Origin of the sequence: Streptomyces sp. NPDC050433 (assembly GCF_044458565.1) — a bacterium.
Lineage (GTDB): Bacteria > Actinomycetota > Actinomycetes > Streptomycetales > Streptomycetaceae > Streptomyces.
The window spans coordinates 530228-544874 of record NZ_JBITIB010000001.1; the positions used below are offsets into that span (position 1 = coordinate 530228).

Genomic DNA, 14647 nt, shown 5'->3' on the forward strand with positions numbered 1-14647 from the left:
TACGAGGAAAACAACGCCGCATCCCACGATCGAGAGAAGCGCCAGCCAGCATGCCCACGCGCCACGACATCCGTAACGTCGCCATCGTCGCCCACGTCGACCATGGCAAGACCACTCTGGTCGACGCCATGCTGAAGCAGGCCGGTGCCTTCGCCGCGCACGCCGCCGAGCAGCTCGACGACCGGATGATGGACTCGAACGACCTGGAGCGTGAGAAGGGCATCACGATCCTCGCCAAGAACACGGCGGTGAAGTACCACCCCAAGGAGGGCGGTACGGGTGACATCCCCAACCTGGTCACGATCAACATCATCGACACCCCCGGCCACGCCGACTTCGGCGGCGAGGTCGAGCGGGGCCTGTCGATGGTCGACGCGGTCGTCCTCCTCGTCGACGCCTCCGAGGGCCCGCTGCCGCAGACCCGCTTCGTGCTGCGCAAGGCCCTGTCGGCCAAGCTGCCGGTGATCCTGTGCATCAACAAGACGGACCGGCCCGACGCCCGTATCGCCGAGGTCGTCGACGAGACGTACGACCTCTTCCTCGACCTGGACGCGGACGAGGACCAGATCGAGTTCCCGATCGTCTACGCCTGCGCACGGGACGGCGTCGCCTCGCTGACCAAGCCGGAGGACGGCACGGTCCCGGCCGACAGCACCAACCTGGAGCCGTTCTTCAGCACGATCCTGGGCAGCGTCCCTGCTCCGGTGTACGACGAGGCGGCGCCGCTCCAGGCCCATGTCACCAACCTGGACGCCGACAACTTCCTCGGCCGTATCGCGCTGTGCCGCGTTGAGCAGGGTGAGCTGAAGAAGGGCCAGACCGTCACCTGGATCAAGCGTGACGGCACGATGTCCAACGTCCGCATCACCGAGCTGCTGATGACCGAGGCGCTGACGCGCAAGCCGGCCGAGAAGGCCGGCCCCGGAGACATCTGCGCCATCGCCGGTATCCCGGACATCATGATCGGCGAGACCCTGGCCGACCTGGAGAACCCGATCGCGCTGCCGCTGATCACGGTGGACGAGCCGGCCATCTCGATGACCATCGGTACGAACACCTCGCCGCTCGTCGGCAAGGGCGGCAAGGGCCACAAGGTCACCGCCCGGCAGGTGAAGGACCGCCTGGACCGCGAGCTGATCGGTAACGTCTCGCTGCGGGTCCTGGACACCGAGCGCCCCGACGCCTGGGAGGTGCAGGGCCGCGGTGAGCTGGCGCTGGCCATCCTGGTCGAGCAGATGCGCCGCGAGGGCTTCGAGCTGACGGTCGGCAAGCCCGAGGTCGTCACCAAGGAGGTCGACGGCAAGGTGCACGAGCCGATCGAGCGCATGACGATCGACAGCCCCGAGGAGCACCTGGGCGCGATCACGCAGCTGATGGCGACCCGCAAGGGCCGTATGGAGACCATGACCAACCATGGGTCCGGCTGGATCCGGATGGAGTGGATCGTGCCGTCCCGCGGGCTCATCGGCTTCCGTACGGAGTTCCTGACCCAGACCCGCGGCACCGGCATCGCGCACTCGATCTTCGAGGGTCACGAGCCGTGGTTCGGCGAGCTGCGGACCCGTAACAACGGCTCGCTGGTCGCCGACCGTTCGGGTTCGGTGACCCCGTTCGCGATGGTCAACCTCCAGGAGCGCGGTGTCATCTTCACCGAGCCGGGCACCGAGGTGTACGAGGGCATGATCATCGGCGAGAACTCACGCGCCGACGACATGGACGTGAACATCACCAAGGAGAAGAAGCTCACCAACATGCGCGCCGCGTCCGCCGACACCACGGAGAACGTGGTGCCGCCGCGCAGGCTCTCGCTGGAGCAGTCCCTGGAGTTCTGCCGCGACGACGAGTGCATCGAGGTGACCCCGGAGACGGTCCGTATCCGCAAGGTCGTTCTGGACCAGAAGGAGCGTGGCCGCGCGGCATCCCGCGCCAAGCGCTGAACCACCGGCATGAGGTACGTGTCCCCGGCCCGGCCCGTGAGGTCCGGGCCGGAGGTCTGAGCGGACTGTAGGGTCTTTGCCCGAGGCGAGCTGTCCTGTCAAGCCGTTTCCCACGCCAAAACGTCCGGATAGCGGGTACCGCTCACCGGAAGTTGCGTTAACAGTCCGTTTCGCGGGTGTCTGTCTGGGCTTACTTTGTCCGGATTTCGGGCGTAGATGGCAGGTCGATGTTGTCAAAACGAGACGCTGTAAGTGTGGTTAACCGGTCGGGTGTACTTAATAGTTGGCTCCATTGAGCTCGGGTCAATGGGTCATGCGCGATGGGGGGCGCCGACTCACGAGCGCACTCGGGGTATCTGTCGAGCCCGCTGTCAGGGGTGTCAGCGCGCGTAGACAAGCCCCTCTTGTTTGTGACTAACGGACTCATGAGGAGGAACCCATGCGCGGTGCCAAGAGCGCCAAGTGGGTCGCGGGCGCGATAGTTATCGCCCTGGCTGCGACCGCCTGTGGCGGCGGAGACAGCGACAGCGGCGACGACATGAAGGCGGGGAAGGCCGACCCGAATGGCATTCTGACCGCACAGCTCGGCGAGCCGCAGAACCCGCTGCAGCCGGCCAACGCCAAGGAGAGCCAGGGCAGCCGTGTCCTGAGGGCGGTCTTCTCCGGTCTCGTCGACTACGAGCCCGGCACCGGCGAGCTCACGAACGTCAACGCGGAGTCGGTCACCCCGAACGACGACTCGTCCGTCTGGACCGTCAAGCTCAAGCCGGGCTGGAAGTTCCACGACGGCACCCCGGTCACCGCCGCGTCCTACGTGGACTCGTGGAACTGGTCGGCCAACGTCAAGAACAACCAGACCAACTCCAGCTGGTTCCAGGACATCAAGGGCTACACGGACGTCCACCCCGAGAAGGGTGACCCGAAGGCCGACAAGATGTCCGGCCTGAAGGTGGTCGACGAGAACACCTTCACGATCACGCTGACCAGCTCGGTCTCGTACTTCGCGTACAAGCTGGGTTACGACGTGTGGGCCCCGCTCCCCGAGTCGTTCTTCAAGGACCCGAAGGCCGCCGGCGAGAAGCCGATCGGCAACGGCCCCTACAAGTTCGTCTCCTGGGACCACAAGAAGCTGATCAAGGTCCGCAAGTTCGAGGACTACACCGGGCCGAACAAGGCCAAGAACGGTGGCATCGACTTCAAGAACTACACCACGGCCGACGCCGCCTACTCGGACCTGCGGTCGGACAACCTCGACTGGATCGAGCAGGTCCCGACCACGGCTCTCACGAGCTACAAGGACGACCTGGGCGACCGCGCGATCGACCAGGAGTACTCGGCGATCCAGGCGATCAACCCGGCGTTCTACACGGACCAGTTCAAGGACATCGACCCCAAGGTCGTCCAGGGCCTGTCCATGGCGATCGACCGTGACACGATCACCAAGACCGTGCTGCACGGCACCCGGACCCCGGCCGACTCGTACGTCGCCCGCGGTGTGCTCGGCTACAAGGCCGGCGCCCTCGGTGACATCACGAAGTTCGACCCGGCCGCGGCCAAGAAGCTCATCGAAGAGGGCGGCGGCGTCCCGGGCAACAAGATCTCGATCCAGTTCAACGCCGACCAGGACCACAAGCCCTGGGTCGACGCGGTCTGCAACAGCATCCGCAAGAGCGTCGGTGTCGAGTGCACCGGCGACTCGAAGCCGGACTTCCAGGCGGACCTGAACGCGCGTGACAACAAGCAGGTCAAGTCCATGTACCGCAGTGGCTGGGTGCTCGACTACCCGGTCAACTCGAACTTCATGCGCGACCTGTACGGCACCACCGCCGCCGGTAACACCTCGGGCTACTCCAACAAGGAGTTCGACGAGCTGTCCGCCAAGGCGGACAAGGCGCCGACGCTGGAGGAGACGGTGAAGCTGTACCAGGACGCCGAGCAGATCCTGAAGGCTGACATGCCCAGCATCCCGCTGTGGTTCTACAAGAACAACTCAGGTCAGTCCCGGAACGTATTCGGCAAGATCGTCTACGGCCAGGACGGCGACCCCATCTTCACCGACGTTCAGGTGAAGGCGAAGAAGTAGGCAAGCGGGACCCGTAAGCCGATGCCGCCGCTCCACAAGGAGCGGCGGCATCGGCCCGGCCAAGGCCGAGGCCCCGGGAGACTCCACCCCATACCCCGTGGCGGAGAAAACTACGTAGGCCATCGCCGACCCCTCACGGCATGGAGGCATGATGGGGCGTTACGTCGCCAGGCGACTGCTCCAGATGATCCCGGTGTTCATCGGGACCACTCTGATTATTTTCCTTATGGTCAACATCCTGCCCGGAGACCCGATCCGGGCGATGTGGGGCGAGAAGGCGGCCGACCCCGCCCAGCTCGCCGCACTGCGGGCCGAATTCGGGTACGACAAGCCTCTGTGGCAGCGGTACATCGACTACATGCTCAACCTGTTCCAGGGTGACTTCGGCGAGACCTTCGGCCGCCGTCCCGTCGCCGAGGTGATGGGCGAGGCATTCCCGGTGACCCTCCGGCTCACGGCCGTGGCGCTGGTCATCGAGATCATCATCGGTATCGGCCTCGGCGCCTGGGCGGGCCTGAAGGCCGGCAAGGCCGTCGACACCGGCGTACTGATCTTCACGCTGGTCGTCATCTCGATCCCGGTGTTCGTGCTCGGCTACCTCGCGCGCTTCATCCTCGCGGACGAGCTGGGGTGGGTCGCGCCCAATGTGCAGGACTCCACGAGCTTCTCGCAGCTATTCCTGCCAGGCTTCGTCCTGGCGATGCTCTCCATGGCGTACGTGGCCAGGCTGACCCGTACGACGTTCGCCGAGAACCTGCGCGCCGACTACATGCGTACCGCGATGGCCAAGGGCCTGCCCCGACGCCGGATCGTCGGCGTCCATCTGCTGCGCAACTCCCTCATTCCGGTCGTCACCTTCCTCGGGACGGACGTCGGTGCCTTCATCGGCGGCGCCGTCATCACCGAGGGCATCTTCAACGTCCAAGGTGTCGGCAACCTTCTCTTCACCGGGCTCCAGCAGCGGGAAGGTTCGACGATCGTCGGTGTGGTGACGGTGTTCGTCCTCGTCATCCTGCTGATCAACCTTCTTGTCGACCTGCTGTACGCGGTCCTGGACCCGAGGATCCGGTATGCCTGACGTGACCAAGACCAAGACCACGAACAAGACCACGACCGACGTGACCACCGACGCCATCGCGCCGCCGGCCGCCGGAGCCCCCGGGACCGCGGCCGACGGCCACAAGTCGCAGGGCAAGCCGCGCAGCCTGTGGGGCGACGCCTGGTACGACCTGCGGCACCGCCCGATGTTCTGGGTCTCCTCGATCCTGCTGCTCCTGCTGCTGATAGTCGCGGCGTTCCCCGGCCTGTTCACCAGCGCGGACCCGCGCGACGGCGACCTGGTCAACAACTTCCTGACCAAGCCGGAGCTGGGCAGGTTCTTCCAGCCCGAATGGTTCGGCTACGACGGCCAGGGGCGTTCGATCTACGCGCGTGTCATCTACGGCACCCGCGCCTCGATCCTGGTGGGCGTCGGCGTCACGGCGGCCGTCACCCTGCTCGGTGGTCTGCTCGGCATGCTGGCCGGCTACTTCGGCGGCTGGATCGACTCGATCATCTCCCGTATCACCGACATCTTCTTCGGCATCCCCTTCCTGCTCGGCTCGATGGTCGTCCTGAACGCCTTCACCGACCGCAAGGTCTATGTCGTCATCTTCGCCCTGGCCTTCCTGGGCTGGACGTCGATCTGCCGTGTGATGCGCTCGTCGGTGATCACCGCGAAGCAGGCGGACTACGTGACGGCGGCGCGCGCCCTCGGCGCGGGCACCCGGCGGATCCTCTTCCGGCATGTCCTGCCGAACGCCATGGCACCGACGATCGTCGTCGCCACGATCGCGCTCGGCGGCTACATCTCGGCCGAGGCGACCCTGTCGTTCCTGGGTCTCGGCCTCGCCGACCCGACCATCTCCTGGGGCATCGACATCGCCCAGGGCAGCAAGGACATCAGGGACAACCCGCACGCCCTGTTCTTCCCGGCCGGAATGCTGAGCCTCACGGTCTTCGCGTTCATCATGCTGGGTGACGCCGTCCGCGACGCCCTCGACCCGAAGCTGCGCTGAGGAGGGCGTACGTGACCATCATCGAAGAAACCTCAAGTGTCCCGACGCCCCGATCGGGCGGCTCGGACAGCACCCCGCTGCTCGAAGTACGCGATCTCCACGTGGAGTTCCACACCCGCGACGGTGTCGCCAGGGCCGTCAACGGCGTGAACTACAGCGTCGCGTCGGGCGAGACCCTGGCCGTGCTCGGTGAGTCCGGCTCCGGCAAGTCCGTGACCGCGCAGGCGATCATGGGCATCCTCGACATGCCGCCCGGCTCCATCCCGCAGGGCCAGATCCTGTACCGCGGGCAGGACATGCTCACCATGAGCTACGAGGAGCGGCGGAAGATCCGCGGCCGGAAGATCGCGATGATCTTCCAGGACGCGCTCTCCTCGCTCAACCCCGTGCTCTCCGTGGGCTACCAGCTCGGCGAGATGTTCCGGGTCCACGAGGGTCTGTCCCGCAAGGCCGCCAAGGCCAAGTCCATCGAGCTGATGGAACGGGTCAAGATCCCGGCGGCGAAGGCGCGGGTCAACGACTACCCGCACCAGTTCTCCGGCGGTATGCGCCAGCGCATCATGATCGCCATGGCGCTCGCCCTGGAGCCCGACCTGATCATCGCGGACGAGCCGACGACCGCGCTCGACGTGACCGTGCAGGCCCAGGTGATGGACCTGCTCGCGGATCTTCAGCGCGAGTTCAACATGGGTCTGATCCTGATCACCCACGACCTCGGCGTCGTCGCCGACGTCGCGGACAAGATCGCGGTCATGTACGCGGGTCGGATCGTGGAGACCGCGCCGGTGCACGAGCTGTACAAGCGCCCGGCGCACCCGTACACCCGTGGTCTGCTCGACTCCATCCCGCGGCTCGACCAGAAGGGGCAGGAGCTCTACGCGATCAAGGGCCTGCCGCCCAACCTGCTCAAGATCCCGGCCGGCTGCGCGTTCAACCCGCGCTGCCCGAAGGCGCAGGACATCTGCCGTACGGATGTCCCGACCCTCGACCCGGTGACCGAGCAGGACGGCACCGAGCTGCCCGGCCGCGGCAGCGCGTGCCACTTCTGGAAGGAGACGATCCATGGCTGAGCCCAGGAAGACGGAGGGGAACCCGGCCGGATCCGCGGACGTCACGTCCGCGGACGTCACCCCCAACGTCACCGAGGTGGAGGAGGTCGAAGCCGCCACCGAGTCGGCGGCGGTCGCCGCCATCGAGGCGCCGGTCGAGCGCGGGGAGCCGATCCTCCAGGTCCGGAACCTGGTCAAGCACTTCCCGCTGACCCAGGGCATCCTCTTCAAGCGCCAGGTCGGCGCCGTGAAGGCCGTGGACGGGGTCTCCTTCGACCTCTACCAGGGCGAGACGCTGGGCATCGTCGGCGAGTCGGGCTGTGGCAAGTCCACGGTCGCCCGGCTGCTGATGACGCTGGAGACGGCGACCGCGGGCGAGGTCTTCTACAAGGGCCAGGACATCACCCGGCTGTCCGGGCGGGCGCTCAAGGCGGTCCGCCGGAACATCCAGATGGTCTTCCAGGACCCGTACACCTCGCTCAACCCGCGTATGACCGTCGGTGACATCATCGGTGAGCCCTTCGACATCCACCCCGAGGTGGCGCCGAAGGGGGACCGCCGGGGCAAGGTCCAGGACCTGCTCGACGTGGTGGGACTGAACCCGGAGTACATCAACCGGTACCCGCACCAGTTCTCCGGCGGCCAGCGCCAGCGCATCGGCATCGCACGCGGTCTCGCGCTCAACCCCGAGATCATCATCTGCGACGAGCCGGTCTCGGCGCTGGACGTGTCCGTGCAGGCGCAGGTCATCAACCTGATGGAGAAGCTCCAGGAGGAGTTCAACCTCTCCTACATCTTCATCGCGCACGACCTGTCGATCGTCCGGCACATCTCCGACCGGGTCGGTGTCATGTACCTCGGCAAGATGGCCGAGATCGGTACGGACACCCAGATCTACGACCACCCGACGCACCCCTACACCCAGGCGCTGCTCTCCGCGGTCCCGGTCCCCGACCCGGAGGCCCGTACCGGCCGCGAGCGGATCATCCTCTCCGGCGACGTGCCGTCCCCGGCGAACCCGCCGTCCGGCTGCCGCTTCCGTACCCGCTGCTGGAAGGCCGAGGACCGGTGCGCCCAGGAGGTCCCGCTGCTGGCGATCCCCGAGCGCTTCGTCACCTCGACCACCCCGGCGGCGCACGAATCGGCCTGCCACTTCGCCGAGGAGAAGGACGTCGTCCACGCCGTATGAGGTGTCGGTGAACCGACGGCGAGGCCCGGACCGTACGCGGACGCTGTTGGTTGATTCGGGCACTGTTGCTTCGCCCCGTCGACTTGTTCGGCGGGGCGAAGTGCTGCGAAGTCCTGTCCTCCCGACAGCGGAATTCCGCGTTGTCGCAGTACAGGGGTCATCCTCGGGTGGCCGCTGTTGTGTGTTCGGGCGCGGACTGGGCTGACCGGCGTCGCGGTCCGCATCGCGCCTCGAGTGTCGGCACCAGCGAATCGGGGCGTCGGCCTCATGGGGTGGAGCCGGCATTGTGCGCATACCCAAAGACTGTAAAATATACCCCTGCAGGGTATGTTACGAGAGGAATGCGCGTGGCGAACGAGACGGTCGACGCTCAGATCTGCACGGTGACGGTGTGCCGCGGCTGCTGCTGCGGCACGGACAAGCATCCGGAGTCGGACGGCCCGGCGCAGTTGGCGCAGTTGGCGGACGGGATGGGAGCGGCCGGCCGACTCAAGGTGACCGGCTGCCTGAGCTCCTGCGATTTCTCCAACACCATGGTGGTGCAGCCCTCCGAGCGCGGTCGGGCCGTCGGCGGCCGGCCCAGCTGGTTGCGGCACATCCTCACGCCCGAGCTCACCCAGGCCGTGGTGGACTGGGTGAACGCGGGCGGGCCGGGCCTGGCCGAGCAGCCGGCGTCGTTGCGGGAGCACCGCTTGAGCCCGGCCCGGGACCGGCGCAAGGCACCAGCGGCCTGACACTCACTCCGCCACTGTGCTCTTCGCGGTCCTGCGAGTGGGCCGCCGGCCTACGGACCCCGCATCGCGCACACGGACCCGGCATGACTGTTGCCCCCTGTCCAATGACGCCCAGGCGGCGCCCCGCGGTCGGCCGCCTGCTGACACCCCGTCACACCGAACGGCGCCGTCCGGCCGCGACCAGCTCCGCCGTGTACGCGTGCGCCGGGGCCGCGGCGAGTTGATGGGGCGGTCCGGCTTCGACGAGTTCACCGGCCCGCAGCACCAGCACGCGGTCGCAGGCGTGCATCGCCTCGCCAAGGTCATGGGTGACGAACAGCACGGCCAAGCCGCGCTGCCCGGCCAGTCCGCGCAATGTCGTCGCGATTCCCGCCCGGGTGGACACGTCCAGCATGGAGGTCGCCTCGTCGGCGACCAGCAGCACCGGATCGGTGACCAGGGCGCGTGCGATGGCCACGCGCTGCCGCTGCCCGCCGGAGAGGCTTGAGGGCAGTCGGCCGAGAAACTCCTCGTCCTTCGGGAGGCCTGCGGCGGAAAGGGCTTCGCGGATCTTCGGCAGTCGTTCGACGCCCGCCACCTTCGCCAGCGCGAGCGGTTCGGCGACCAGTGCCTGGACGGTCATCGCCGGGTGCAGCGAGCCGTACGGGTCCTGGTGTACGAAGCCGGTGCGGCGCTGCTGTTCCCGCAGGGCCCGCCCGCTCAGGCCGGTCAGCTGTATCCCGTCGAGCCAGACCTTCCCCGCCGAGGGCTGCTGCAGGCCGAGGAGGATGCGGCCCAGCGTGGTCTTGCCCGAGCCGCTCTCGCCGACCAGGCCGAGGATCTCCCCGCGGGAGATCTCCAGGTCCACTCCGCGCAGGGCGTGCACGGTGCGCCGACGGCCGGGGAAGGACTGGCGAAGGCTGTTGGCGACGACGACGGGTCCGGTGTCGGGTTCGGGGGGAACGGCTCCGGCGCCGGTTTCAGCGGGGATGGCTCCGGCGCCGGGAACCGCGGGGAATTCCACGGCCGTCGTGTCGCCTGCCCGGTGGCAGGCGACGTCCGCCTCACCGAGGCGCACCAGCTCCGGTTCGCTTTCCCGGCAGCGCGGCTCGGCTACGGGGCAGCGCTCCGCGAACCCACAGCCGCTCTGCCCGGCGCCCGGCGGCCGGGCCTGGCCCGGGATCGCCGACCACACCGTCCCGGGTACCACGGAGGCGCTCGCCGCCAGCAGCCCCTTGGTGTATGGGTGGACGCAGTGCTTGCCGAGCTTCTCACCGTCGCGCAGTTCCACCACGCGGCCCGCGTACATGACGGCTACCCGATCGGCGACGGCCAGGATGCCCGGCAGGTCGTGGGAGATGATCAGCATCGCGACGTTCTCGCGGTCGCGTACTTCGCCGAGGAGTTCGAGCACGTGCTCCTGGGTGATCAGGTCGAGGCCGGTGGTGGGTTCGTCGGCGACCACCAGGTCCGGCTCGCCGGCCAGTGCCAGGGCGACGGCGACACGCTGTCGCTGGCCGCCGGAGAGCTGGTGCGGGTAGGCGCGCAGCATCGACGTGTCGAGGCGCACCAGGGCGAGCAGCTCGGCCGCGCGGGCCTGGGCCGCCTGCCGGGACGCCCGGGTGTGCAGGCGGATCGCCTCGACGAGCTGGGTCTGGACGCGGTTGACGGGGCCGAGGCCGCTCATCGCGCCCTGCGGGACGACGCCGACGCGCCGCCCCCGCAGGTCGCTCCAGTCCCGCTCGGCCCGGCCGACCAGTTCGAGGCCGTCGAACCGGGCCGAACCGGTCGCCCAGGCGTCCTCGGGCAGCAGGCCAAGGAGGACCCGCCCGAGTGTGGTCTTGCCCGAGCCGCTCTCGCCGACCAGGCCAAGGACCTCGTCGGCCGCCACGTCCAGGTCCACACCGTGTACCGCCGGAAGACCGGGCCGGTAGCCGATGCTCAGGTTCTCGATGCGCAGCATGTCACGAGGCCTTTCGCAGCACGGGATTGATACGTTCCTCGACCGCGGTGCCGATCAGCCCGAGCGCGATGACGGTCACGGTGATCGCCAGGCCCGCGGGCAGCGGCCAGCGCGCCCACGCGTCGGTGAGGAACGCGCTGTTTGTGTTGGCCCAGAACAGGACGGTGCCCCAGCTGGCGCGGGTCGGGTCGCCGAGGCCGAGGAAGGACAGGCTGGCGTCGGCGACGATCGCGTACATCGCGGCACGTACGAACACCGGGATCAGGAGCGGGCCGACGGCGTACGACGCGTGCCGCAGCAGCAGGTGCCGCAGAGGCGCGCCCATGGCCCGCGCCACCTCCAGGTGCGCCGACGACCAGGCGCCGAGCACCCCGGCCCGTACCACCCGGGCGGGACCAGCCCAGTACAGCGCGGCCATCAGCACGATCCGTACGTCCATCCCGCGCCCGAGGAACGCCGCAGCGACGATCAGCAGCGGCAGCAGCGGCAGGATGAGCATCACGTCGGCGAACCGCATGAGGGCGGCCGACACCCACCGCGGGGCGACGGCGGCGGTGCCTCCCACCACCGCGGCCACCACGGTGACCATGGAGGCGACCGCGCCCGCGAGCAGCAGCGAGTTACCGGTGCCCATGACGAGCTGGGCGAAGATGTCCTTGCCGACGTCGTCGCCGCCGAGCCACAGCCCGGAGCGCGGGGCGGCCCACGGCTCGGCGACGGGGGACAGCCCGGTGTTGGAGATCAACAGCGGGCCGATGGCCGCGACCGCGACCAGGGTGGTCAGGATGGACAGGCCCAACAGCCCCGGCAGGCCGAGGAGTTCGCGTGCCCGGCGCCTGCCGGGGGCCTCCGGCGCGGCGGCAGCCTGCTGTGCACCGATTTCCGTGGCGGTCATGCGGCGCCTCCCGTGCGGACTCGCGGGTCGATCCAGGCATAGGTGGCGTCGGCGAGCGCGTTCATCGCCACCACCGCGCAGGTGAGGACCAGGAACGTGCCCTGCATGACGGGGAAGTCCTTGGCCTGGATCGCGTCGAACGTGACCCGGCCGAGTCCCGGATAGGCGAACACCGTCTCCACCACCAATGCGCCGCCGACCAGGAAGCCCACCTCCATGAGCAGCGCGGTGTGCACGGGCAGCAGCGCGGGCCGCAGCGCATGCCGGCGGATCAGCCGGGCGCGAGGGACGCCGCGGGCCCGAGCGTGCTCGATGTGGTCGGCGGCGAGCACCGACAGCATCGACGAGCGCGTGATCAGAAAGAGTTGGCCGAGCCCGGTCAGGGTCAGGACGAGCACGGGCAGGACCAGGTACTTGGCCAAGCCCGCCGGGTCGTCCCAGCCGTCGCCGACGCCGAAGACCGGCAGGATGCCGAGGTTCACCCCGAAGAACGCGATGAAGAGCATGCCCAGCCAGAACGACGGGATGGACTCCAGCAGCAGGGACATGGCGAGCAGCCCGTTGCCCTTTCCGCGGCGGCGGCGAACCGCCGCGACCGCCCCGAGCGCGATCCCGGCGAGCGCGATGAGCACGAGGCTGGTGCCCACCAGCAGCAGCGTCCAGGGCAGAGCCTGCCCGATCGCGTCGCTCACCGGCTGTCCGTCGGCGAACGAGGTGCCCAGGTCCAGCGTGGCCACATTGCGCAGATAGGTGAGGAACTGCTGCCACAGCGGCTGGTCGAGCCCGTATTCGGAGAGCACCCGCCTGCGGTCCTCGGGACTGAGGACGCCCGTCTGGCCCACACCGCCGAGGGTGCGCAGCGGTCCGCCGGGCAGGGCCCTGGGCAGCGCGAAGTTGATGACCAGGGCGAGCGCGACAACGATGCCGTACTCGGCGAACCTGCCGGCGATCCACCGTGCGGTGGCCCGCCGGGAGCGGCGGCGCGGCGCCTTCTGCGGCGGGTCGGCCGCGGCAGCCGGTGGAGCGGCCACCGCGGTCATGACTTCGCCTCCACGAAGGACGCCTTGTTAAGGATGCCGGTGCCGGCTTGGTAGACCCAGCCGTCGAAGACGTCCTTGCGGTAGCCGTAGACGCCGGTCGGGTAGTACAGCGTGACGAACGGGGTGATCTCCACAGTGCGCCGCTGCAGCGCCGCGCGGATCCGGTACCGCTCGTCGAGGGTCTCGGCCTTGCCCAACTGGCCGACCAGACGGTCCATTTGGGCGTCTTTGGTGCCGGTGATGTTGAGCTTGCCGAGGGAGGTGTCGGAGCTCACCACCCTGCCGAACGAGATGGTGTCGAGCTGGGTGGGAGCCGACCAGCCCCACATGGTCATGTCGTAGTCGCGGCGGCGGTTCACGTCGTAGTTCGGCCATACCTTGGCGTCGAGGGAGTCGGGATCCATCGAGTTCACGGTGACGGCGATGCCGACCGGCTTGAGCATGTCCCGGATCAACTCGGCGGCCCGGATGCGCTGCGGGGTGACGGACTGCACGAGCAGCGAGAACTTCATCGGCTTGCCGTCGATCGCCCGGACGCCGCCCGCCGCCGGTTCAGCCCCGGCCCGGTCAAGGAGCGTCTTGGCCTGCGCGGGGTCGTAGGTGTGTTTGGGGGAGGTGCTGGACCCGGGGGCGTCGGGGTGCAGCCAGCCGGGACTGCCGGGCTTTGCCTTGCCCTGCATCACGGTGGAGACGAGCTTGTCCGTGTCGATGGCGAGGGAGATCGCGGTGCGGACCCGGGGGTCGTCGAACGGCTTTCGCCGGTTGTTGAAAGCGAGCAGCGTGCTGCTGAAGTCCGGTCCCTCGGTGATCTTCACGCCCCGCTGTCTGGCCAGTCCCTTCGCCTGCTCCGCCGGGACAGCACGCGTGGAGACGCTCACCTCACCGGTGCGCAGGCCCGCGAGGGCGGTCTGCTGCTCGGGAATGACGGATATCTTGATCTCGTCGGCCTTCGGCGTGCCCATGGCGTAGTCAGGGTTCGCCCGGAGCACGTAGCCCTGGTTCTTCTTGTAGGACACGAGCCGGTACGGGCCGGTGCCGATGGCCTGTGCGGCGCCGACGGCGTCGGGCTTCCTCACCGACGACCAGATGTGCTGGGGCAGGATCCGCATGTCCGCCAGCACCCGGAGGGCGAACTCCGGGTCAGCGGCCGCGAGTTGGAACTCCACGCTGTTGCCGCGGGCGGTGACGCCCTTGACCCCGTCGAGCTGGGGGGCGCTGTCGCTGATGTTGTACTTCTTGTAGTAATCGACGCTGAACACCACGTCGTCGGCGGTGAACGGCTTGCCGTCGTGCCACTTCACGCCGCTGCGCAGCGGCAGGGTGAACACGGTGCTGTCGGCGTTCGCCGTCACCTTTTCCGCGAGCAGCGGACGTGGCTGGTTCTTGGCGTCCCGCTCCAGCAGCTTGTCGTAGACGAGTGCGACGAGATTGGCACCCGGATAACCGGTCACCTGGGTGTACGGGGTGAGGCTTCCCTCGTCGCTTGCGATTCCGATGGTGATTTCCTTGGCCCGCTCGGGCCCTGACGAGCCGTCGGCCCCGCCGGGTGCGCCGGAACCGGAACAGGCGCCGAGCGCCAGGCTCGCAGCGAGAGTGAGTGTGACGATCACAGATCGGGAAGTAATGGTCTTTCTGGTGGCGCGACAAGCAGTGATATGCACGATCGACCTCCTGGAGGTACGTGCTCCGCTTCAGAGTGCGATCAACATATAGATACGGGG

At 68.2% G+C, this 14647-nt stretch carries 11 protein-coding genes; 7 read left to right on the top strand and 4 right to left on the bottom strand.

Translation table 11 applies throughout. From position 1 onward, the window contains the following. Positions 1-50 precede the first annotated feature (50 nt). From typA to ACIBLA_RS02530, 7 genes are all read left to right on the top strand, one after another. On the top strand, positions 51-1937 hold the full coding sequence (gene typA / locus ACIBLA_RS02500) for a translational GTPase TypA (RefSeq protein WP_363241686.1): 1887 nt from the start codon (positions 51-53) through the stop codon (positions 1935-1937). Between the two features lie 439 nt (positions 1938-2376). After that, the gene (locus ACIBLA_RS02505; RefSeq protein ID WP_363241685.1) at positions 2377-4020 is read left to right on the top strand and encodes an ABC transporter substrate-binding protein; all 1644 of its coding nucleotides are present in this window, start codon (positions 2377-2379) and stop codon (positions 4018-4020) included. Positions 4021-4171: 151 nt separating this feature from the next. Continuing rightward, positions 4172-5098 (top strand): ABC transporter permease, encoded by a 927-nt coding sequence (locus tag ACIBLA_RS02510; protein ID WP_363241684.1) that lies wholly within the window; start codon positions 4172-4174, stop codon positions 5096-5098. Then, entirely contained in the window at positions 5091-6077 is a 987-nt protein-coding gene (locus tag ACIBLA_RS02515) for an ABC transporter permease (RefSeq protein WP_363241683.1), read from the top strand. The genes ACIBLA_RS02510 and ACIBLA_RS02515 overlap by 8 nt, the downstream gene beginning before the upstream one ends. Positions 6078-6088: 11 nt before the next feature. Further along, positions 6089-7147 (top strand): ABC transporter ATP-binding protein, encoded by a 1059-nt coding sequence (locus tag ACIBLA_RS02520; RefSeq protein ID WP_363241681.1) that lies wholly within the window; start codon positions 6089-6091, stop codon positions 7145-7147. Beyond that, positions 7140-8315, top strand: a complete 1176-nt coding sequence (locus ACIBLA_RS02525) for an ABC transporter ATP-binding protein (protein WP_399197556.1) — start codon at positions 7140-7142, stop codon at positions 8313-8315. Before ACIBLA_RS02520 ends, ACIBLA_RS02525 begins: the two co-directional genes overlap by 8 nt. Positions 8316-8662: 347 nt before the next feature. Further along, the gene (locus tag ACIBLA_RS02530; RefSeq protein ID WP_399197557.1) at positions 8663-9049 is read left to right on the top strand and encodes a (2Fe-2S) ferredoxin domain-containing protein; all 387 of its coding nucleotides are present in this window, start codon (positions 8663-8665) and stop codon (positions 9047-9049) included. A gap of 151 nt (positions 9050-9200) precedes the next feature. Here ACIBLA_RS02530 and ACIBLA_RS02535 read toward each other — a convergent pair whose 3' ends face one another. The 4 genes from ACIBLA_RS02535 to ACIBLA_RS02550 are packed head-to-tail and all read right to left on the bottom strand — an operon-like array spanning position 9201 to position 14536. Continuing rightward, positions 9201-10991, bottom strand: coding sequence for an ABC transporter ATP-binding protein (locus ACIBLA_RS02535; RefSeq protein ID WP_399197558.1), 1791 nt, complete (start codon positions 10989-10991; stop codon positions 9201-9203). A gap of 1 nt (position 10992) precedes the next feature. After that, positions 10993-11886, bottom strand: coding sequence for an ABC transporter permease (locus tag ACIBLA_RS02540; protein WP_399197559.1), 894 nt, complete (start codon positions 11884-11886; stop codon positions 10993-10995). Beyond that, positions 11883-12926: an ABC transporter permease gene (locus tag ACIBLA_RS02545; RefSeq protein ID WP_399197560.1), complete on the bottom strand. Its 1044-nt coding sequence runs from the start codon at positions 12924-12926 to the stop codon at positions 11883-11885. Before ACIBLA_RS02545 ends, ACIBLA_RS02540 begins: the two co-directional genes overlap by 4 nt. Then, on the bottom strand, positions 12923-14536 hold the full coding sequence (locus ACIBLA_RS02550) for an ABC transporter substrate-binding protein (protein ID WP_399197561.1): 1614 nt from the start codon (positions 14534-14536) through the stop codon (positions 12923-12925). The genes ACIBLA_RS02545 and ACIBLA_RS02550 overlap by 4 nt, the downstream gene beginning before the upstream one ends. Between the last annotated feature and the right edge of the window lie 111 nt (positions 14537-14647).

Bases quoted from the DNA above. Each gene is read 5' to 3' on its own strand.
- ACIBLA_RS02510 (WP_363241684.1), top strand. From the start codon at position 4,172: ATGGGGCGTTACGTCGCCAGGCGACTGCTCCAGATGATCCCGGTGTTC.
- ACIBLA_RS02505 (WP_363241685.1), top strand. From the start codon at position 2,377: ATGCGCGGTGCCAAGAGCGCCAAGTGGGTCGCGGGCGCGATAGTTATC.
- ACIBLA_RS02525 (WP_399197556.1), top strand. From the start codon at position 7,140: ATGGCTGAGCCCAGGAAGACGGAGGGGAACCCGGCCGGATCCGCGGAC.
- ACIBLA_RS02540 (WP_399197559.1), bottom strand. From the start codon at position 11,886: ATGACCGCCACGGAAATCGGTGCACAGCAGGCTGCCGCCGCGCCGGAG.
- typA (WP_363241686.1), top strand. From the start codon at position 51: ATGCCCACGCGCCACGACATCCGTAACGTCGCCATCGTCGCCCACGTC.
- ACIBLA_RS02545 (WP_399197560.1), bottom strand. From the start codon at position 12,926: ATGACCGCGGTGGCCGCTCCACCGGCTGCCGCGGCCGACCCGCCGCAG.
- ACIBLA_RS02535 (WP_399197558.1), bottom strand. From the start codon at position 10,991: ATGCTGCGCATCGAGAACCTGAGCATCGGCTACCGGCCCGGTCTTCCG.
- ACIBLA_RS02515 (WP_363241683.1), top strand. From the start codon at position 5,091: ATGCCTGACGTGACCAAGACCAAGACCACGAACAAGACCACGACCGAC.